We start from the raw sequence: 19,996 nt of genomic DNA, 5'->3' as shown, positions 1-19,996 counted from the left end.
ATGGTGGTAGATCGTTTGATCCCATTTGCCCGGCGCCATTGCAGAGAGCGCCGCGTGTGGCGCGTACTCTCCCTTGCCGTGGCCGGACCGCATAGAGGCGGTCGATTGCGACTTCACGGAGTTTGGGCGCGTGCCGAAGAACTCCGGAAGGTTCGCATTTCGCATGTCTGTTTCCAGTACTGATCACGTCGTCGTGCCCGAGAACAACGAGAACGACAACAACGAGGGCGTCCAGGCCGCCGTCGAGACCGTGGAGACGGTCGAGACCGTCAACGCCGCCCCCGAGATCACCTTCGACTCCCTCGGTCTCCCCGAGGGCGTCGTCCGCAAGCTCGCCCAGAACGGTGTGACCACCCCGTTCCCGATCCAGGCCGCGACCATCCCGGACGCCCTGGCCGGCAAGGACATCCTCGGCCGTGGCCGCACCGGCTCCGGCAAGACCCTCTCCTTCGGTCTGCCGACCCTGGCGCGGCTCGCCGGCGGTCACACCGAGAAGAAGAAGCCCCGCGCAGTCATCCTCACGCCGACCCGTGAGCTGGCCATGCAGGTCGCCGACGCGCTGCAGCCCTACGGCGACGTCCTCGGCCTGAAGATGAAGGTCGTCTGCGGCGGTACGTCGATGGGCAACCAGATCTACGCCCTGGAGCGCGGCGTCGACGTCCTCGTCGCCACCCCGGGCCGCCTGCGCGACATCATCAACCGTGGCGCCTGCTCGCTGGAGAACGTCGAGGTGGCCGTTCTCGACGAGGCCGACCAGATGTCCGACCTGGGCTTCCTGCCCGAGGTCACCGAGCTGTTCGACCAGATCCCGGCCGGCGGCCAGCGGATGCTGTTCTCGGCCACGATGGAGAACGAGATCTCCACGCTGGTCAAGCGCTACCTGACCAACCCGGTCACGCACGAGGTCGACAGCGCCCAGGGCAACGTCACGACGATGTCCCACCACATCCTCATCGTGAAGCCCAAGGACAAGGCGCCGGTCACCGCCGCGATCGCCTCCCGCAAGGGCCGCACGATCATCTTCGTCCGCACCCAGCTGGGCGCCGACCGTATCGCCGAGCAGCTGCGCGACGCCGGTGTGAAGGCCGACGCACTGCACGGCGGTATGACCCAGGGCGCGCGGACCCGGACGCTGGCCGACTTCAAGGACGGTTACGTCAACGCGCTCGTCGCGACCGACGTCGCCGCCCGCGGTATCCACGTCGACGGCATCGACCTCGTCCTGAACGTGGACCCGGCCGGTGACCACAAGGACTACCTGCACCGCTCCGGCCGTACGGCCCGTGCGGGCCGCAGCGGCACCGTGGTGTCCCTCTCCCTGCCGCACCAGCGCCGTCAGATCTTCCGGCTGATGGAGGACGCGGGCGTCGACGCCGCGCGTCACATCATCAACTCCGGTACGGCCTTCGAGCCCGAGGTCGCCGAGATCACCGGCGCCCGGTCGATGACCGAGGTCCAGGCCCAGTCGGCCGGCGACGCCGCGCAGCAGGCCGAGCGCGAGGTCTCGCAGCTCACCAAGGAGCTGGAGCGCGCGCAGCGTCGTGCGGTCGAGCTGCGTGGGGAGGCCGACCGTCTGGTGGCCCGTGCCGCGCGCGAGCGGGGCGAGGACCCGGAGGCGGCGGTCGTCGCGGCCGCCGAGGCACTGGCGGAGCAGGCGGTGGCCGAGGCCCCGGCCGAGACCCCGGCCGTGTCCGAGCAGCCCGTCGCCGAGCGTTCGTCCTACGAGCCGCGTCAGCGCCGTGACGAGCGGGGCAACTACGAGCGCCGCGACAACGACCGCGGTGACCGTGGTGGCTCTGGTTTCCGTCGGGACAATGACCGTCGTGATGACCGTGGTGGTCGTTCGTTCGAGCGTCGTGACGACCGTGGTGGCTCTGGTTTCCGTCGGGACAATGACCGTCGTGATGACCGTGGTGGTCGTTCGTTCGAGCGTCGTGACGACCGTGGTGGTTCCGGTTTCCGTCGGGACAATGACCGTCGTGATGACCGTGGTGGTCGTTCGTTCGAGCGTCGTGACGACCGTGGTGGTTCCGGCTTCCGCCGTGACAACGACCGTCGTGACGACCGTGGCGGCTTCGACCGCGACCGCCGGGACGGCGACCGTGGTGGTCGTTCCTTCGAGCGTCGTGACGACCGCGGTGGCTCCGGCTTCCGCCGTGACAACGACCGTGGCACCGCCGGCCGCTCCTTCGAGCGCCGTGACGACCGTGGCGGTCACCGTGGCAGCGACCGTCCCTTCAACCGCGACCGCCAGGACAACCGTCCCTCCAGCGGTTTCCGCGCCGGCAGCCACGACCGCCCGTACGGCCGTCGCGACGACCACCGCGGCACCGGCACGGGTACCGGCACCGGTTCCTTCGGCCGCCGCGACGAGAAGCCCCGCTGGAAGCGCAACGGCTGATGTCCGCTGACGTCCGCGAGCGCTGACTGAACGCCGTGGCCCCCACCGATCCGGTGGGGGCCACGGCGTTTTTCGTGCCCGCGCCCGCGCCCCCGAGGTGTTCGAAAAGACGTTCCTGGAGACTGTGAACTCGCTGTAGGATCAGCCGACTTCTGAGGCGGACGCGACGGCCGGGGGGCCGGGGGCATCGAGAAGCGGTGCGCGTCCTGTCTCGTTCTTCGGGGAGGGTCTTCTTGACTCGTCATTCCTTCGTGCGCCTGCGCCTCGTCGCCGCCTCCGCGGTGCTGGCGGCCGGCCTGAGCCCGTTGCTGCCGTCGCCGACGGCCGTCGCGGACGTGCCGCAGGAGACGGTGGTGCCGGCGACGCTGCGCAGCACCTACACCTCGGCCGAGCTCTACAGCGGGTCGACGCCCGGCGGCCACGACGGCGCGGGTCGGCAGGGCGTCTTCCACACGCTGGAGGGGGCCGGGCTGGTCTGGACGCGGTACGCGGACGGGACGTCGGTGCCCGTGCCGCGACCGACGGAGATCGTCCAAGCCTGGGGGACCGGCGGCGACGTCCTCGCGTACCGCTACGCGGGGGACCGGGTCGACCTGTGGAACGCGGTCGACGGGACCACCCGCACCCTCCACATGCCCTCAGGTCTGGCGCTGCTCACCGTGTTCAGCGACCTGGCGGTCGCCTATCGGGGCGTGAAGGACGAGAACGGTCTGACCTGGCGGGAGATGCACCTGCTGCTCCCGGAGGCCGACGGCACCACGCGTGACGTGCCGGTCAGCGGAGTGCCCGCGGGAGTGAACCTCGGGGCGCCCGTGGGCGGGGACGCGGACGGGCTGCTCTTCCAGGGCTCGAAGGACGGGCATTACCTGTCGCTCATGGTCGACCGGCGTACGGGGCAGGTGCGGGACTGGACTCCGCTGCGCTCCAGGGTCTACCTCAGGGCTCAGGTCACCGCCGATCACGTGGTCCTGTTCAACGCCGGCCAGACCGCCGTGCAGGTGTTCTCCCGCTCCGACCTGTCGGCGGCCCCGGCCGAGGTCACGCTGTTGGACAGCGGCAGAGTGAACCCCGTGCAGGATCTCGCCGTGGTCGGCGACTGGCTGGTCTACCGGCCCGGCGGCGGTACGACGGTGATCGCCAAACCGATCGCGGGCGGCCCCGCGGTCACCCTGATGCCCTCGTCGGGTGCCTACTTCTCCGCCGTCTCCGACGGCACCGCCGTCCTGATCGGCCGCACCACCGCCGACGACTGGGGCGTCCAGCGCATCACGCCGGGTCCGGGCGGCAGTCCGGTCGTCACCCAGGTCAAGGCGCTGCCCAAGCCGCCGGTCAAGGTCCAGGGACTGTCCCTGGAACAGGGGCGGCTGCTCGTCGCCGACACCGGCGGCCCGGGCGGACGCCGCGACGACTACGTACGGACCGTCGCCGTGACCGGCACCCCCGCGTTCGGCGCACGCTCGTCCTTCGACGGCACCGACCTGGACCTCGGCACCTGCCCGGCGACGGAGGCCGGCTGCTCCCAGCTCCACGGCACGGCCGACGGTCGCGCCGCCTGGGTGACGAAGGACACCGCGACCAGCGACCGCATTCGCGTCAACGGGCCGGCCCCGCACACCTTCTGGGAACGCACCGTCCCCGCCGGCGGCCGGATCACCGACGTGTCCGGCCAGTACCTGATCCACACGACGGACACCACGCAGACCGTCTACAAGATCGGCAACGACGGCATCCCGGCGCTCACCCGCACGCCCGGCGCCGCCGCCCTCTCCGGCGACACCCTGTGGACCAGGGGCACCACCCCCGGCACCGTCACGGCGTACGACCTCACCACGAAGAAGACAACCGAGACCCTCACCACCGACGCCGGCTGCGCACCCACCGAACTGCGAGCCAACGGCCGTTGGCTGTACTGGAGTTGTGCCGACGGCACGGCCGGTGTCTACGACCGTACGACGAAGAAGTCCGTGCCCGTCCCGGCCGGCGAGGCGGAACTCGGCGACGGATTCGTCGTCACGCACGACAGGCAGGCCGGGCAACTGGTCCTCACGACGGTCGCGGACGGCACACCCGTGAGCCGCGTGATCGGCGCACTGCCCGACACCGGAATCTCCCAGCGCGAGGTGCGCTGGACGGTCGACGAGTCGACCGGGAACGTGGCCTACGTCGACGACCAGGAGCGCGTGCACCTCGTGCCGACCGGCGTCACCCAGCAGCCGCTGCGCCTGCTGGCCCCGGTCGATTCGGCGGCCACCCTCGCCGCGCGGGAGATCGACACGACGCCGTCCACGCTGACCACCCTGCTGCTGTCGAAACCGGCCGCGGGCTGGCGGCTGACCGTGCGCAGCCGCGCCACCGGCAAGGTCGTGGACACGCGGGACGGCGGTGCGACACGTGGCGAGGTGAAGGTCGGCTGGTTCGGGACGGACGCCAAGGGGGCGTTCCTGACGAACGGGCGGTACGACTGGACGCTGTCGGTCACTCCGGCCGACGGGGTCGGCGCCCCGGTTGCCGCGAGCGGCACGGTCGCCCTGTCCGCTGCCGCTCCGGCCACCCACGACTACATCGGCGGCGGCGACTCCTTCGGCGACCTGGTCACCCTCAGTTCCTCGGGCACGCTGGGCTTCCGGCAGGGCTCGGGCAAGGGCACGTTCTCCGTGAACCTCGGCACCAGCAGCGGCTGGACGACGACCAACAAGGTGGTGCCGTTCGGCGACCTGAGCGGCGACCGCTGCAACGACGTCCTGGTCCGGCTGACCAGCGGGGCACTGCGCGCGTACAAGCCGGACTGCTACGGCACGCTGAAGCCGTCGACGGCGTACACCTCGCTCGGCACCAGCGGCTGGAACCAGTACGACGTCCTCACCGCGCCCGGCGACATCAGCGGCGACGGTCGCCCGGACCTGATCGCGCGCAACGCCGCGACCGGCACCGTGTACCTCTACAAGGGCACGAGCACGGGCAAGCTGTCCGCGCGCGTGAAGCTGTACGCCAACTGGAAGACGTACAAGAAGGTCGTCGGCGTAGGTGACCTGAACGGCGACGGCATCGGTGACCTGCTCGCCCAGGACAAGGCCAACACCCTGTACCGCTACTACGGCACCGGCAAGGGGTCGTTCGGCGCGCGGACGAAGGTGGCCGCGGGCTGGGGCGGGTCGTACAACGCGGTCGTCGGCGCCGGGGACATCACGGGTGACGGCAAGGCGGATCTGGTCGCGCGGGACACCGCGGGCAATCTGTACCGTCAGAACGGCACCGGAAAGGGGTCGTTCGCGGCGCGGGTGAAGGTCGGGAGCGGCTGGCAGGGCTACAGGGGCCTTTTCTAGCCAACCCCACGTCTTGATCGGTGCATGTCGATCCCCCGGCGAGGGAATCGCTGGGGGCATGACAGATGACGCCAAGGCGAATGGCTTGTCGGACGAAGAACGGCTTGCCCAGCTCGGCTATACGCAGGTGCTCGCCCGCCGCATGTCGGCGTTCTCCAACTACGCGGTCTCGTTCACGATCATCTCGGTTCTCTCGGGGTGTCTGACGCTGTATCTGTTCGGCATGAACACCGGCGGCCCCGCCGTGATCACCTGGGGGTGGGTCGCGGTCGGACTGATGACCCTGTTCGTCGGGTTGTCGATGGCCGAGATCTGTTCGGCCTATCCGACCTCGGCGGGGCTGTACTTCTGGGCCCACCGGCTGGCGCCCCCGAGGTCGGCCGCCGCCTGGGCCTGGTTCACGGGGTGGTTCAACGTCCTCGGGCAGGTCGCGGTGACCGCCGGGATCGACTTCGGTGCGGCGTCCTTCCTGGGCGCCTATCTGAACCTTCAGTTCGACTTCACGATCACGCCGGGCCGCACGATCCTGCTCTTCGCCGGGATCCTCGTCCTGCACGGGCTGCTGAACACCTTCGGGGTCCGGATCGTCGCCCTCCTCAACGACATCAGCGTGTGGTGGCACGTGCTGGGCGTCGGGGTGATCGTGGGCGCGCTGGCCTTCGTGCCTGACCACCATCAGTCGGCGTCCTTCGTGTTCACGCACTTCGTGAACAACACCGGCTGGGGCAGTGGCGTGTACGTGGTCCTCGTCGGCCTGCTGATGGCGCAGTACACCTTCACCGGGTACGACGCCTCGGCCCATATGACCGAGGAGACCCACGACGCGTCGACGGCGGGCCCGAAGGGCATCGTGCAGTCGATCTGGACCTCGTGGATCGCCGGATTCGTCCTCCTGCTGGGTTTCACCTTCGCCATCCAGTCCTACGACAAGGAGCTGGGCTCGGCGACGGGCGCGCCGCCGGCGCAGATCCTGCTCGACGCGCTGGGGGCGACGGCGGGCAAACTCCTGCTCCTGGTCGTGATCGGCGCGCAGCTCTTCTGCGGGATGGCGTCCGTCACCGCCAACAGCCGCATGATCTACGCGTTCTCGCGCGACGGGGCGCTGCCGTTCTCCCGGGTCTGGCACACCGTGAGCCCGCGCACCCGCACGCCGGTCGCGGCGGTGTGGCTGGCGGCCCTGGGCGCGCTCGTGCTGGGGCTGCCGTACCTGATCAATGTGACGGCGTACGCGGCCGTGACGTCGATCGCCGTGATCGGGCTCTACATCGCATACGTCATCCCGACGCTGCTGCGGCTGCGCAAGGGGGAGGCGTTCGAGCCGGGGCCGTGGCACCTGGGCCGCTGGTCGCGCGCGATCGGCGTCGTCTCGGTCGCCTGGGTCGTCGTGATCACGGTCCTGTTCATGCTGCCGCAGGTCTCGCCGGTCACCTGGGAGACCTTCAACTACGCCCCGGTCGCGGTCCTCGTCGTCCTCGGCTTCGCCGCGACCTGGTGGCTGGCGTCGGCCCGCCACTGGTTCCTCAACCCCGACCACGCCCGCACGGCCGCCCGTGTGGCGGCACGCAAGGACGCGCCCGAACCGGTTGATCCATAGGGCTGTTCGCTGTTGGCGTGGCCGGGACGCGGATACCCGATCGGACTCCCGGCCACGTCCGGCTATGCTCGGGGATGCATCGGCACGGGAGCGATACGGGCCGACGTGTGGACCCTTAGCTCAATTGGCAGAGCAGTGGACTTTTAATCCATTGGTTGTGGGTTCGAGTCCCACAGGGTCTACCGAAAAGCCCCAGGTCAGAGGAAATCTGACCTGGGGCTTCGGTGTGTCCGGGGGGTGTGGGGCCCGGTGGCTCAGCCTGCCGTGAGTTCCGGCAGGGGGAGTGTGTGCTGGGTCTGGAGGACCTTGGCGCGCAGGTAGCGCACGTTGTGGGCCGTGGTGAAGACGCCCGTCGGGACGCGGTGGGAGACCGTGACGCCGAGGTCGCGCAGCTGCTCGGCCTTGTCCGGGTTGTTGGAGAGCAGGTCCAGCTCGTCGATGCCGAGGGTCTGGAGCATCTGGGCCGCTGCGGTGTAGTCGCGGCCGTCCTCGGGCAGGCCGAGGGCGGCGTTGGCGGCGTAGGTGTCGAGGCCCTGGTCCTGGAGGGCGTACGCGTCGAGCTTGTTGTAGAGGCCGATGCCGCGGCCCTCCTGACGGAGGTACAGGAGCACTCCGCCGCGCTCCGCGATCTGCTCCACCGCCTCGCGCAGCTGCGGGCCGCAGTCGCAGCGGGCCGAGCCGAAGACGTCACCGGTCAGGCATTCGGAGTGGAGCCGCACCAGCGGGGTCGCGCCGGGCTTGCCGAGCACGACGGCGAGGTGTTCCTTGTCGTCGGCGAGGCCGTGGAAGGTGACCAACTCCGCGTCGACCGAGTAGCCGTCGCCGAAGCGCAGGGGCACAGTGACGCGGGTGCGCACCGTGGCGGTGGGGAATTCGCGCATGTTGTCTCTCCGGTCCAGCGGGTGTGGTGCGAGTTGTGCCGGTGGTGCTTCAGTTTTGAAGCACTGCCTCGGAGACAGACAGTACACGGTGCTTTAAAGTTCAAGCAACGGCTTTGCTCGATTTCGTGTCGTACGGCTCACTGAGAGTGCTGCCGTACGGCTCGGGAGGGATGCTGTCGCCGACTACGAGGAACGCCGTCGCCGACTCATGAAGAACGCCGTCGCCACGGCAGATCTTCCCCGCAAGCCCCGGGATTCTCCCCCTGGATGCCGCGGGTGATGGCCTCGAAGATCTCCTCCAGTTGCCCCACCTGCTCAGGGGTCAGCCGGTCGAAGACCGCCGTCATGACCTGCTCCGCGTGCCCCGGGGCCGCCCGCTCCAGAACGGCCATCCCTTCGTCCGTGAGGACCGCGACCTGGGTGCGTTTGTCGCTGTGGCAGCCCTCCCGGCGCACCAGACCGTCGTTCGCCAGCCGGGTCACGCCGTACGTCAGCCGACTGCGGGTGATCTTCAGGATCTCGGCGAGATCGGTCATCCGCAGCCGCCGGTCCGGTGCCTCGGACAGCATGGCCAGGATGGAGTAGTAAAGGTGGGGCATGCCGGTCTCGGCCTGGAGCTGCCGGTCGATCGTGTCCTCCAGGAGCGAGGCGGCGCCGATGTACGCGCGCCAGGCGCGCTGCTCGGCGGGGGAGAGCCAGCGGGTCGTCATGCCGACAGTCTAGGTATTGTTTAAAACTTGAACCACTAGGAGCCCTGCGCTCGGAGCTGGAGAGTGCGCCCCATGCCCCACCCCTATGTCCTGTTGTCCGCCGCCGTCTCCCTCGACGGCTTCCTGGACGACACCGGCCCCGAACGCCTGCTGCTCTCGGGCCCGGCCGACTTCGACCGGGTCGACGAGGTACGGGCGTCCAGCGACGCGATCCTGATCGGCGCCGGCACCATCCGCGCGGACAACCCCCGACTGCTGGTCAACTCCGCCGAGCGGCGGGCGGCGCGGGTCGCCGCCGGGCGCCCGGAGTACCCGCTCAAGGTCACCGTCAGCGGCTCCGGCGACCTCGACCCGGACGCCCAGTTCTGGCACACGGGCGGCGAGAAGGTCGTCTATACGACGGACAAGGGCGCCGAACGCGCCACCGACACCCTGCGCGGACTGGACGTCGACGTGGTCCCGACCGGCGCCGAGCTGGACTGGCGCGTCGTGCTCGAACACCTCCACGACGTCCGCGGGGTGCGGCGGCTCATGGTCGAGGGCGGGGGACGCGTGCACACCCAGTTGATGACACAGGGGCTGGCGGACGAGCTGCAGCTCGCCGTCGCGCCGCTCTTCGTCGGGGAGCCGCACGCGCCACGGCTGTTCGGACCCGGGGGATATCCGCCGGGCCGGATGCGGCTGGTGGAGACACGGCCGGTCGGGGACGTCGTCCTCGTCCGCTACGTCCCCACCGCACCCGGGAACGGCGCCCTCGCCTCCGCCGCGGACCGGCACTGGCTGGGCGTCGCCTGTGAGCTGGCGGCGCTGTGTCCGCCGTCGGAGACCGCGTTCAGCGTGGGTGCGGTGGTGGTGGCGGCCGACGGCACCGAGCTGGCGCGCGGACACTCGCGGGAGGGCGACGACCCCGTCGTGCACGCCGAGGAGGCGGCGCTCGGGAAGATCGATCCCGCGGATCCGCGGCTGGGCTCCGCGACCGTGTACAGCAGCCTGGAGCCGTGCGCGCGGCGGGCGTCCCGGCCCGCGCCCTGTGCGCGGCTGATCCTCGACGCGGGGGTACGGCGGGTGGTCACCGCGTGGCGCGAGCCCGACACGTTCGTGACGGAGGCCGACGGGAACGGTCTGCTCGTGGCCGCGGGGGCGGACGTCGTCGTACTGCCGGAGTTCGAGGAGCGGGCCGTGGCCCCCAATCGGCACCTTCTCGCGGCCGGGTAGGGGCGGCCTCGCGGCCGTCCGCGAAAAGCCTGGTGAATCGCGCCCCGCGGATGGCGTACACTAATTTCAACGACGCGGGGTGGAGCAGCTCGGTAGCTCGCTGGGCTCATAACCCAGAGGTCGCAGGTTCAAATCCTGTCCCCGCTACTGAAGGCCAAGGGCCGGAACTCGGAAACGAGTTCCGGCCCTTGGTTTTTTCCCGTTCGCCAGCCCCCCGGTTTTTCCCTGCCGACCCGACTTTCTGTAGTCTTCCGCTCACTATGAGTCGTCCTCGGTGGCTGGTCCGGCGCGCGCCGGCGCTCGCGCTGCTGCTCGCCGTGTGCGCGCTGTTCCTCGCGGCCTGTCACGGCGGTCATGACTTCGTGCCGGACGGCGGGACCGTCGTCGCCCCGGCCGGGCACCACCACGGGCGCGGCGGAGCCGGCGGCGTCCGGTGGACGGCCTCGGACTGACGCGTCCCCCGGTCGGCCCCTCACCGCTCGCCCCCCGCCCCCGTGCCGGGAAGCCTGGACGGGTGGGGCAGCAGCAAGGAGGCGCGCAGCGGGCCGAGGAGCCGTACGGCGAGCTGTACGAGAAGCCAGGTGACGAGCAGCACGACCGGTCCGGTGGGCGATTGCCCGAGGACCCCGTGCCCGATCCGGGGCTGGGGGACGAGCCGGTGCCCCGCCCGCCCGAGGCGGACCACAGCCGGATCTCCTGCGCGCGCAGCCTCGTCCGGGTGCTGCCCGCACTGCTCATCCTGGTCGGCGCGTTCTACGACTACTTCACCCCGATGGCCTTCACCGCCGGCCCCCTCTTCACGGCCGCGCCGCTCGTGGCCGCCCCGCTCTTCTCGCTGCGCGGCACCGTGCTCACCGGCGTCACGGCGCTCGTCGTGGTGCTCACGGTCCACATCCGGCTGGGCATCGTCTTCAAGGTGGACGCGCTCACGGAGGTCGCCACCGTGGCGACCGTCGGCGTGCTGGCCGTGCTCATCAACATCCTCGTCCGCCGCACCGACGAACGACTCGCCTCGGCCCACCAGATCGCCGAGGCGGCCCAGCGTGCCGTCCTGCCGGAACCCGACCAGCGGATCGGCGGCCTCGACGTCGCCGCGCGCTACGAGGCCGCGCAGGCGGGCGCGTTCATCGGCGGCGACCTGTACGCGGTGCAGGACTCCCCGCACGGCGTACGGCTGGTCGTGGGCGACGTACGCGGGAAGGGCATGGACGCGGTGGCCGCCGTCGCCGTGGTCATCGGGGCGTTCCGGGAGGCGGCCGAGCAGGAGGCCACGCCGGAGGCGGTCGCGCAGCGGCTGGAGCGGGCGCTGGCCCGCGAGGGCACCCGGCGCGAGGGCCTCGACGCCTTCGAGGGGTTCACCACCGCCGTCCTCGCGGAGATCACGCCCGAGGGCGGCCTCGTAAGGATCGTCAACCGCGGCCATCCGGCGCCGCTGCTGCTGCACGCGGACGGAACGCTGGTCACGCTCGCCGCCGCGAACCCCGCACTGCCGCTGGGCATGGGCGAGTTGGGCTGCTGGCCGGACCGTGCCGAGGAGACGGAGTTCCCGCACGGGGCCACGCTCCTCTTCTACACGGACGGACTGTCCGAGGCCCGCGACGCGCAGGGGCGCTTCTACGATCCGGCCGCGCGCCTGGCCGGACGGACCTTCCCCGGCCCCGACGCCCTGCTGGCCACGCTCGTGGAGGAGGTCCGGTTGCACACGGGCGGGGCCCTGACGGACGACATGGCGCTGCTCGCCGTACGGCGGCCGTAGCCACGGAAACGGGCTTTCTTGATCGATGTCACGAGGGGTGATCGGGCGATGTCCCTCCGCATAACAACTGACGCACCGTCAAATAACCGCCGGGTAGGGAGGTGCGGCCAACTCGCCCGATTTCCGCCGGTCATGGGCGGTAAGTCCTGGCCAAAAGTGGTTAATGATCAGTACGAACAGCTTGGAATCCGGTACCCGCGTCTATTAACGTTCGATAACGCAGCGCGGTCGTCCCAGCCGTCACAAGAGTCGGCTCCGTGCGCACGCGCCGAATCCCGCGAGGGAACCGGGGAACCACCAACTTGGGGTGAATCGAGCGTCTTTCACGGTGGAGACACCGTGGGTTGACGCGCGTAGGAGACCTTCCTGCTCCGAACCCGTCAGCTAACCCGGTAGGCGAGAAGGAAGGAAAGGAGCACGCCCACGTGGCGTCCAATCGGCCTGCCCAGCCCACTTCGTTCCCGCCGAACGACACCCAGACTTTTGGCTACGCCTACGGCAAGGACGAGGGCCCCTGGGAGGAGTGGAACCCCACCGAGGATTCCGTCCGTCCCCTCCGTGGCCGGCACCGCGTCTCCAAGCAGCGCGGCGGAGGACTCGCCCGCAGCTCCACGGTCCTGGGCGTCGGCGTCATCGCCGCCGTCGGCGCGGGCGGCATGGCCACCGCGGCGCCCGGCAAGCCGCCGGTCTCCATCTCGCTGCCCGACCTCTCCTCGGTCACCGAATCGGCCAAGGCGCTGATATCCGACGGTGGTTCCAGTACGCCGAAGGGCTCCGCCACCCCGCTCACCAGCGCCGGTGTGACCAGCGCCGACGCCGCGCAGGGCAACACGGACGCGGGCGAGGCGCTGCGCGCCCGCATCATCCAGCAGGCCGAGTCGCAGCAGGACCAGATCGACAAGGCGGCCCAGGACGCCGCCGAGTCCGCCGCCGCGAAGAAGGCGGTCGCGCTGGCCGCCCAGCAGAAGGACGACGCCGAGGCCAAGGTCGCCGCCGCGAAGAAGAAGGCGGACGAGGAAGCCAAGCAGAAGGCCGAGGCCGCGCGCCTCGCCGAGCTCGCCAAGAGCTACTCGCTGCCGACCTCCTCGTACACCCTGACCTCCCGCTTCGGTGACGCCGGCTCCATGTGGTCCTCCGGCTACCACACCGGCCTCGACTTCGCGGCCCCCACCGGCACGCTGATCAAGGCCATCCACAGCGGCACGATCACGGAGGCGGGCTGGGCCGGCTCGTACGGCTACCGCACCATCCTCACCCTCGACGACGGCACGGAGCTGTGGTTCTGCCACCAGTCGTCCATCAGCGTCAGCGTGGGGCAGAAGGTGGCCACCGGCGACGTCATCGGGCGCGTGGGCGCGACCGGCAACGTGACCGGGCCGCATCTGCACCTGGAGGTTCACCCGGGCGGCGGCAGCGCGATCGACCCGATGGCGTGGCTGCACAGCAAGGGCCTGAACCCCTGATCGTTCCCGGGGGCCGTATGCGGAATATGGGAATCCGCTACGGCTGTTGAAATAAGGCATGACTTCTCTACGCAAGCTCGGCTCCTCCGACCTCGAGGTCTTCCCGCTCTCCCTCGGCGGCAACGTCTTCGGCTGGACCGCCGACGAGGCGCAGTCCTTCGCCGTGCTCGACGCGTACACGGCCGGGGGCGGCAACTTCGTCGACACCGCCGACGGCTACTCCGCGTGGATCCCCGGCCACACGGGCGGTGAGTCGGAGACCGTCATCGGCAAGTGGTTCGCCGCGCGCGGCAACCGCTCCGACGTCGTCCTCGCCACCAAGGTCAGTACCCACCCCGAGTACAAGGGCCTGTCCCCGGCGAACATCAAGGCCGCCGCCGACGCCTCGCTGCGCCGCCTCGGCACGGACTACATCGACCTCTACTACACCCACTTCGACGACACCTCGGTGCCGGTCGAGGAGATCATCGGCGCGCTGGACGAACTGGTCCGGGCCGGCAAGGTCCGGGAGATCGGCGCCTCCAACATCTCCGCCGAGCGGCTCGCGGAGTCCGTGGAGTTCTCCGACCGCGAGGGCCTCGCCCGCTACGTCGCCCTCCAGCCCCACTACAACCTCGTCTCGCGCGACACCTACGAGGGCCCGCTCCAGGAGGTCGCCTCCAGGACCGGCCTGGCCGCCATGCCGTACTTCGCGCTCGCGTCCGGCTTCCTCACCGGCAAGTACCGCCCGGGTACGACGGTCGAGTCCGCGCGGGCCGAGGGCGCGGGCAAGCACCTCGGCACCGAGCGCGGCATCCGTGTCCTGGCCGCCCTCGACGAGGTCGCCGGGGCCCATGACGCCGAGGTCGCCACGGTCGCCCTCGCCTGGCTCGCCGCCCGGCCGACGGTCGCGGCGCCGATCGCCTCCGCACGGACGGTCGAGCAGCTGCCCGCTCTGCTGGCGGTCGCCGACCTGACCCTGACGGACGCGGAGGTGGCCAGGCTGACGGAGGCGTCCGCCTGAGGCCTACGACTGGTAGGGGTTGTACGCGGGGTACGGCGTCGCCGGGGCGGGATACGGGGTCGTCGCGCCGGCGGGGTACGGGGTCGCGCCGGCGGGGTTCACCTGGCCGGGCACCGGCGCGTAGCCGTACCCGGGCCACGGCGGCGGTAGCTGCGGCGGCACCGGTACGGCCGGGGCCGACGCGTGGGCCGCGTACGCGAGGGAGGGGCGGGCGACCTCCCGGCGGCGCCACAGCTCGTGCAGCAACTCCCGCTCCCGTACGACGAAGTCGGCGTTGGCGCGGCCACTGCGCCCCCGGTGCCGCAGAAACGCCAGCGAGGTCGCGTACGCCTCGTACTGGGCGACCGAGCGCGCCGCCGCCCTGCCGAAGTGGTGGGCGGCGTAGTCGCGGGCCAGCCGCCGCGCCCGCATCGAGCCGAGCACGTACGGCTCGGGAGGGGTGAGCCATCCGGCCGCCGCGTACGCCGGAAGTTCGGTCCGTACGGTCTTCAGCTCCCGCTGCCGCGTCCAGATGACGAGGAAGGTGAGCAGACCGAACGCGGGCACCATGAACGCCCCGTACACCGCGTAGAAGCCGTACTCCCCGAAGTTCGACGAGCCGTTCCACATGGAGTGCATGCCCATCGCGAGCAGCAGTCCGGTCAGGGGCAGCAGGACGCGGCGCACATGCTGGCGCTCGGCGGACAGCGCCGCGATGCCGAAACCGATGCCGGTGAGCACCGTGAACAGGGGGTGCGCGAAGGGCGACATCACGACGCGGACGAAGAAGGTCGCGGCGGTGACGGAGGCCAGACCGCGGTCGCCGTTGAGCTGGTCCGTGCCGAAGGCGGTGCCGAGATAGAGGATGTTCTCGGTGAAGGCGAAGCCGGTCGCGGTGACTCCGGCTATGACGACCCCGTCGACGATCCCCGTGAAGTCCCGGCGGCGGAAGAGGAAGACCAGGAGCACGGCGGCGGCCTTCGCGGACTCCTCCACGATCGGCGCTATGACGGTCGCGCCGAGCGTGTCGGCGCTGGACGGGTCGGCGGTGGCGGTCGCTATCCATCTGGTCGCGAAACTGTTGGCGACGATCGCTATCAGGGCCGCCGCGCAGGCGCCCCACGCGAAGGCGAAGAGCAGATTGCGCCAGGGGCCGGGCTCCACCCGGTCCAGCCAGCGGAACGCGGCGACGAGGAGCGGCACGGGCAGCACGGCGAGGCCGAGCCCGACCAGGAAGCCCTCGGTGCCGGTCTGTTGGCGGACCAGGGCCAGGATGACGAGGCCGGAGAGCGCGAGCAGGGTGATCAGCGCGCCGTAGCGCACCCACTTCCGCTGCCACCAGTGCGCGTGCCGCAGTGCACCGTCGGCCGGCCCACCGGTGGGACCGCCGGGATACGTCGGGTACGGGGGGAAGGTGGCCACGGCATTGACCCTAACGAGGGAGGGGCGCTGCCCGCGACGGCGCCTGGTGGTGTTCGTCCGCGGGTCTTCAGTCGCCGGATGTGTCCTGGTCTCGGTGCTGTACGCGCCGGAACAGGAGGTCGTTCACCACATGACCCTTCTCCAGTCCCTGACCCTCGAAACGGGTCAGTGGCCGGAAGTCCGGACGAGGCGCGTAACCGCCGTCCGGCCGGGTGTTCTCGAAGTCCGGGTGCGCGCTCAGCACTTCCAGCATCTGCTCGGCGTACGGCTCCCAGTCGGTCGCGCAGTGCACGAGGGCGCCGGGCCTGAGGCGGGTCGCGGCGAGGCTGAGGAACTCCGGCTGGATCAGCCGCCGCTTGTGGTGCCGCTTCTTGGGCCAGGGATCGGGAAAGTACACGCGCAGCCCGCTCAGGGAATCCGGCGTGAGCATCTCCCTGAGCAGAATGATCGCGTCACCGTTGGCGACGCGGATGTTGGTGAGCCCGTTCTGGTCCGCGAGATTGAGCAGGTTGCCCTGCCCCGGCGTGTGCACGTCGACGGCGAGGATCCCCGTCTCCGGGTCCTCCGCCGCCATCCGCGCGGTGGCCTCGCCCATCCCGAACCCGATCTCCAGCACGACGGGTCGCTCGCCCCCGAACAACTCCGCGAGATCGATCACCCGCTGCCCGTCGATGTCGAGCCCCCACTTGGGCCACAGCCGCTGCAACGCGTCCGCCTGGCCCGTGGTGACCCGGCTGCGCCGCGGCTGGAAACTCCGGATCCGCCGCTCGAAGTGCGATCCGGCGGGGTCGGCCTTCGGACCGTCGGGGAACCGGGGCTCCCCCTTGGCCCGGACATGCCGGTGGGGCTCACCTCCGGCGGTGGAGCTGGACCGGGGCTCTTCGGGGGAGTCAATGGAGTCAGACACAGTGAGGACGATTTTACGGCGCCCCCGGGAGCGGCCTGCCGCCCCTGCCCGTCCCATCCGTCACCCCGTCACGTCCCCGCCAGCACCTCCAGCGCCCTGCGCGCAACCTCGCGGCCGATCGGGAGCGAGGCGGTGGCGGCGGGAGACGGCGCGTTCAGGACGTGTACGGTCCGCGGGCCCTCCTCGATGAGGAAGTCGTCCACCAGGGTGCCGTCCCTCAGGACGGCCTGGGCCCGGACACCTGCCGAGGCCGGGATCAGGTCGTCCGGCGTCACCGCCGGCAGCAGCCTCCGCACGGCCCCGGTGAACGCCGCCTTGGACACCGACCGCCGCAGCTCCCCCGCCCCGTACCGCCAGTGCCGCCGCGCCATCCGCCAGGAACCGGGCCACGCCACGGCCACGCCCACCTCACGGGGCCGGACGACCCCCCACCCGTACCCCTCCCGGGCGAGCGCGGGCACCGCGTTGGGCCCGATGTGGACGTCTCCGTCGATCCCCCGGGTGAGGTGCACGCCGAGGAAGGGGAAGGCGGGGTCGGGGACCGGGTAGACCAGGCCGTGGACCAGCTCGGGACGCGCCAGGGAGTAGTACTCCCCGCGGAAGGGGATGATCCGCATGCCGGGCTCGTCCCCGGCCAGGCGCGCGATCTCGTCGCAGTGCAGCCCGGCGCAGTTGACCAGGACCCGTCCCCGCACGACCGCCCCGTCCTCCGTGCGGACGGCGACACCGAGCGCGGGGCGGCGGTCGATGCGCACGACCTGCGCCCCGTACCGGATCTCCGCCCCGGAGGACTCGGCGAGCTGCCGGGCCACGGCGACGTAGTCGCACACCCCTGTCGTGCCCACGTGGATCGCGGCGAGCCCGCGCACCTGCGGCTCGTACTCCGCTATCTGGGAGGGGCCCAGCTCCCGCACCGGAATCCCGTTCTCCCGGCCGCGCTGCACGAGCCCGTGCAGACGGGGCAGCTCGGCCTTGTCCGTGGCGACGATCAGCTTTCCGGTGACGGCGTGCGCGATGTCGTACTCCGCGCAGAACTTCACCATCTCGGCGGCGCCCCGCACGGCGTACCGCGCCTTCAGCGAGCCGGGCCGGTAGTAGATCCCGCTGTGGATCACCCCGCTGTTGCGCCCCGTCTGGTGCCGGGCGGGGCCCCGCTCCTTCTCCAGCACCGTCACCCGCGTGCCCGGCGCGGCGCGCGTGATCGCATACGCCGTCGCCAGGCCGACGATCCCGCCGCCGATCACCAGCACATCGCAGTCGTAAGCGACCCGCACCTGTTCCACCTCCCGGCTTCAAGAGTGCACTGCGCCACTGACAATGCCTTCAAACCCGCGAAGCGCCGGAAGCGGTTCTCCGAGCCCCGCAGGGGCGCGAGGAACCGCGCGACCAGCCACAGACGACCCGCGGCCGAACCACCCCGGTCGTACCGGTCCACCAGCGGAGCGACTACGCCGGGGCCATCAGCAGGGGCCGTGCCCGCTCCCTCAGCTCCACCACACGCGGTTCGTCGCCGTAGGGCTCCAGACGGTGCAGAAGGTCCTTCACGTACTCCGTCGTGCGCGCGGAGGAAATCCGCCCGGCAACCTCCACCGCCCGTACGCCCTGCTCGCATGCCGCGTCGAGATTGCCCGACTCGAGCTCGGCGACCGCCGACACCACCAGTCGCAGGCCGTGGGAGCGTACGAACTCCTCCGTCGGCTTCGACAGTGCCTGCTCGGTGAAGCGGCGCACCTGGCGCGGTGCCTTCAGGTCGCGGTAGCACTCGGCCGCGTCGGCCGCGAAACGGTCGTACGAGTAGAAGCCGAGCCAGCTCGGGTCGTGGTCGCCGTCCCGGGCCCGCTCCAGCCAGCCCTCGGCGGCCTTCAGGGCGCCGCCGGCCGCCTGGGCGTCACCCGCGCGCGCGTGGGCGCGTGCCTCGACGAGGCGGAAGAAGCTCATGGTGCGGGCGGTGGCGAGCCCCCGGTTGCGCTCCAGGGCGGCCTGGGCGAGGTCGACGCCCTCGTCGCCGAAGCCGCGGTAGGTCGCCTGGAGGGACATGGAGGCCAGTACATAGCCGCCCAGGGGGACGTCGGCGGCGGCCCGGGCCAGGCGCAGGGCCTGGATGTAGTAGCGCTGGGCGGCCTCCTGCTGGCCCGTGTCGAAGGCCATCCAGCCCGCCAGGCGGGTCAGCTCGGCACTCGCCCCGAACAGGGCTCTGCCCACTTCGTCGGAGTAGGCGCCGAGCAACAGCGGTGCCGCCTCGACCCGCAGACATTCCGGCACCATCGACGAACGCCAGTCGCCACCTCCGTACTTGGAGTCCCAGCGCCTGGCGTCCTCTGCTGCCTCGCGGAGCTTCTGCACATCGCTGTGGCCGACTTTCAGTGGTGCCCCGGAGCCCTCGGAAGGGTTCACGTCCCGCGCCACCGAACTGTCGGCCGGGGTTATCAGCCACCGTGAGGCGGGAGTCGCGTAAGCGCTCACTGCGAAGGATCCCGCCAGGGACTGCCAGATGCCGCCGCTGCCGGCCCGGCGGCCGGCGAGATCGAGGCGGTACAGCTCGGTGGCGGACCGCACCGCCTGCCCGACGTCACGGGGGAAGGCGAGGCCCACTTCGGGCGCGGGATCCGCGTCCGCCAGGCCGATCTCGTGGAGCGGCACCGGGCGGCCGAGCTTCTGACCGATGGCGGCCGCGATGAGATGTGGCGCCGCACCCTGCGGCACCATTCCCTTCGACACCCAGCGCGCCACCGACGTCTTGTCGTAGCGAAGAGTCAACCCGCGTTGAGCGCCAAGATCGTTGACGCGCCGCGCGAGTCCTGCATTGCTGATTCCCGCGAGGGCGAGAACGGCGCCGAGTTTTTCGTTCGGCCCGCGTTGCTCCCTGGACATGCGCCACCCCTCGACACAGACGGCTGCCGCGCTGGCATAACCATGCGGCATTCGTAAACCCAGCGTAGTTCGCCGCATCCCAAGCGTTAAGGGGCGTTGTTCCGGATGGCGGGATTGTGGTCCGTACGGAAGTACGGACGGTTGCATCGTGCTCCCGCTGTGTGGCCGTGCGCCCGTCCGTGCGCTCTTCTCCGGCCATCGGGGGAGCGCTTCCATGGATCGTGCGTGGGTCGGCCCGCTGTACTGGATCCAGTGGGCTGGGGGACACCGCCGCCTACATCCCCGCGGGCGGCGGACCGGTCCGGGAGGCGAACTCCGCCTCCCGGACTGTGCGTTGTCGGAGCGGTGCGCCGGGCCTGTACGGAGCGTGTGCACGCCTGTCCGCCCGCAGCCGATTTGGCCGAAAATCGACGGTGGCCTTTGCGGGCAAATATCGCTCCTACCACGTCACTTGAGGGCGCATGAGGTGCT

The 19,996-nt window shown here is 70.8% G+C and carries 14 protein-coding genes, 2 tRNA genes and 1 riboswitch; of the genes, 10 read left to right on the top strand and 6 right to left on the bottom strand.

From position 1 onward, the window contains the following. The first annotated feature begins 163 nt into the window (after nt 1-163). The 4 genes from ACZ69M_RS36155 (at nt 164) to ACZ69M_RS36140 (ending at nt 7,500) form a co-directional block, all read left to right on the top strand. The gene (locus ACZ69M_RS36155; RefSeq protein WP_470056718.1) at nt 164-2,401 is read left to right on the top strand and encodes a DEAD/DEAH box helicase; all 2,238 of its coding nucleotides are present in this window, start codon (nt 164-166) and stop codon (nt 2,399-2,401) included. Between the two features lie 233 nt (nt 2,402-2,634). Beyond that, a complete protein-coding gene (locus ACZ69M_RS36150) occupies nt 2,635-5,724 on the top strand; it encodes an FG-GAP repeat domain-containing protein (protein WP_470056717.1) in 3,090 nt (1,029 codons plus the stop codon). 58 nt (nt 5,725-5,782) lie between these two features. Next, the gene (locus tag ACZ69M_RS36145; RefSeq protein ID WP_470056715.1) at nt 5,783-7,318 is read left to right on the top strand and encodes an amino acid permease; all 1,536 of its coding nucleotides are present in this window, start codon (nt 5,783-5,785) and stop codon (nt 7,316-7,318) included. Nucleotides 7,319-7,427: 109 nt separating this feature from the next. Continuing rightward, a tRNA-Lys gene (locus tag ACZ69M_RS36140) sits at nt 7,428-7,500 on the top strand. A gap of 72 nt (nt 7,501-7,572) precedes the next feature. Here the strand turns inward: ACZ69M_RS36140 and ACZ69M_RS36135 are convergent. Together ACZ69M_RS36135 and ACZ69M_RS36130 are read right to left on the bottom strand one after the other, a co-directional pair. Continuing rightward, entirely contained in the window at nt 7,573-8,199 is a 627-nt protein-coding gene (locus ACZ69M_RS36135; protein WP_470056713.1) for a GTP cyclohydrolase II, read from the bottom strand. 206 nt (nt 8,200-8,405) lie between these two features. Further along, on the bottom strand, nt 8,406-8,909 hold the full coding sequence (locus ACZ69M_RS36130; protein ID WP_470056711.1) for a MarR family winged helix-turn-helix transcriptional regulator: 504 nt from the start codon (nt 8,907-8,909) through the stop codon (nt 8,406-8,408). Nucleotides 8,910-8,981: 72 nt separating this feature from the next. Between ACZ69M_RS36130 and ACZ69M_RS36125 the strand changes: the two genes are divergently transcribed. The 6 genes from ACZ69M_RS36125 (at nt 8,982) to ACZ69M_RS36100 (ending at nt 14,346) form a co-directional block, all read left to right on the top strand. Then, nucleotides 8,982-10,124 carry a dihydrofolate reductase family protein gene (locus ACZ69M_RS36125; protein ID WP_470056709.1) on the top strand — a complete coding sequence of 381 codons (1,143 nt, stop codon included), beginning with the start codon at nt 8,982-8,984 and terminating at the stop codon, nt 10,122-10,124. Nucleotides 10,125-10,197: 73 nt separating this feature from the next. Continuing rightward, nucleotides 10,198-10,271 (top strand) — tRNA-Met (locus tag ACZ69M_RS36120). 113 nt (nt 10,272-10,384) lie between these two features. Beyond that, nucleotides 10,385-10,576 (top strand): hypothetical protein, encoded by a 192-nt coding sequence (locus ACZ69M_RS36115; protein ID WP_470056707.1) that lies wholly within the window; start codon nt 10,385-10,387, stop codon nt 10,574-10,576. Between the two features lie 176 nt (nt 10,577-10,752). Next, nucleotides 10,753-11,880, top strand: coding sequence for a PP2C family protein-serine/threonine phosphatase (locus ACZ69M_RS36110; protein WP_470057030.1), 1,128 nt, complete (start codon nt 10,753-10,755; stop codon nt 11,878-11,880). A 256-nt stretch (nt 11,881-12,136) separates the two neighbouring features. Further along, a riboswitch (cyclic di-AMP (ydaO/yuaA leader) is annotated at nt 12,137-12,294 on the top strand. A gap of 11 nt (nt 12,295-12,305) precedes the next feature. After that, entirely contained in the window at nt 12,306-13,343 is a 1,038-nt protein-coding gene (locus ACZ69M_RS36105) for a M23 family metallopeptidase (protein WP_470056705.1), read from the top strand. Between the two features lie 58 nt (nt 13,344-13,401). Further along, the gene (locus ACZ69M_RS36100; RefSeq protein WP_470056703.1) at nt 13,402-14,346 is read left to right on the top strand and encodes an aldo/keto reductase; all 945 of its coding nucleotides are present in this window, start codon (nt 13,402-13,404) and stop codon (nt 14,344-14,346) included. Between the two features lie 3 nt (nt 14,347-14,349). Here ACZ69M_RS36100 and ACZ69M_RS36095 read toward each other — a convergent pair whose 3' ends face one another. The 4 genes from ACZ69M_RS36095 to ACZ69M_RS36080 all read right to left on the bottom strand — a co-directional run bounded on the left by ACZ69M_RS36095 (nt 14,350) and on the right by ACZ69M_RS36080 (nt 19,525). Further along, complete coding sequence (locus ACZ69M_RS36095) at nt 14,350-15,747, bottom strand: PrsW family intramembrane metalloprotease (protein WP_470056701.1); 1,398 nt, start codon at nt 15,745-15,747, stop codon at nt 14,350-14,352. A gap of 67 nt (nt 15,748-15,814) precedes the next feature. Continuing rightward, entirely contained in the window at nt 15,815-16,654 is an 840-nt protein-coding gene (gene trmB / locus ACZ69M_RS36090; RefSeq protein ID WP_470056699.1) for a tRNA (guanosine(46)-N7)-methyltransferase TrmB, read from the bottom strand. A 68-nt stretch (nt 16,655-16,722) separates the two neighbouring features. Continuing rightward, nucleotides 16,723-17,928 (bottom strand): L-2-hydroxyglutarate oxidase, encoded by a 1,206-nt coding sequence (gene lhgO, locus ACZ69M_RS36085; RefSeq protein ID WP_470056697.1) that lies wholly within the window; start codon nt 17,926-17,928, stop codon nt 16,723-16,725. Nucleotides 17,929-18,100: 172 nt separating this feature from the next. Continuing rightward, the gene (locus ACZ69M_RS36080) at nt 18,101-19,525 is read right to left on the bottom strand and encodes an MFS transporter (RefSeq protein ID WP_099921857.1); all 1,425 of its coding nucleotides are present in this window, start codon (nt 19,523-19,525) and stop codon (nt 18,101-18,103) included. Nucleotides 19,526-19,996: the final 471 nt, after the last annotated feature.

The sequence above is a fragment of the Streptomyces sp. NPDC107454 genome (assembly GCF_055582885.1).
Note: the sequence above shows the minus strand (reverse complement) of the source record. Positions and strands in the feature narration are given on the sequence as shown.

Excerpts from the sequence above, each read along its gene's own strand:
- ACZ69M_RS36100 (WP_470056703.1), top strand. The coding sequence starts at position 13,402 with ATGACTTCTCTACGCAAGCTCGGCTCCTCCGACCTCGAGGTCTTCCCG.
- ACZ69M_RS36125 (WP_470056709.1), top strand. The coding sequence starts at position 8,982 with ATGCCCCACCCCTATGTCCTGTTGTCCGCCGCCGTCTCCCTCGACGGC.
- ACZ69M_RS36155 (WP_470056718.1), top strand. The coding sequence starts at position 164 with ATGTCTGTTTCCAGTACTGATCACGTCGTCGTGCCCGAGAACAACGAG.
- ACZ69M_RS36115 (WP_470056707.1), top strand. The coding sequence starts at position 10,385 with ATGAGTCGTCCTCGGTGGCTGGTCCGGCGCGCGCCGGCGCTCGCGCTG.
- ACZ69M_RS36130 (WP_470056711.1), bottom strand. The coding sequence starts at position 8,909 with ATGACGACCCGCTGGCTCTCCCCCGCCGAGCAGCGCGCCTGGCGCGCG.
- ACZ69M_RS36145 (WP_470056715.1), top strand. The coding sequence starts at position 5,783 with ATGACAGATGACGCCAAGGCGAATGGCTTGTCGGACGAAGAACGGCTT.
- ACZ69M_RS36135 (WP_470056713.1), bottom strand. The coding sequence starts at position 8,199 with ATGCGCGAATTCCCCACCGCCACGGTGCGCACCCGCGTCACTGTGCCC.
- ACZ69M_RS36080 (WP_099921857.1), bottom strand. The coding sequence starts at position 19,525 with ATGTCCAGGGAGCAACGCGGGCCGAACGAAAAACTCGGCGCCGTTCTC.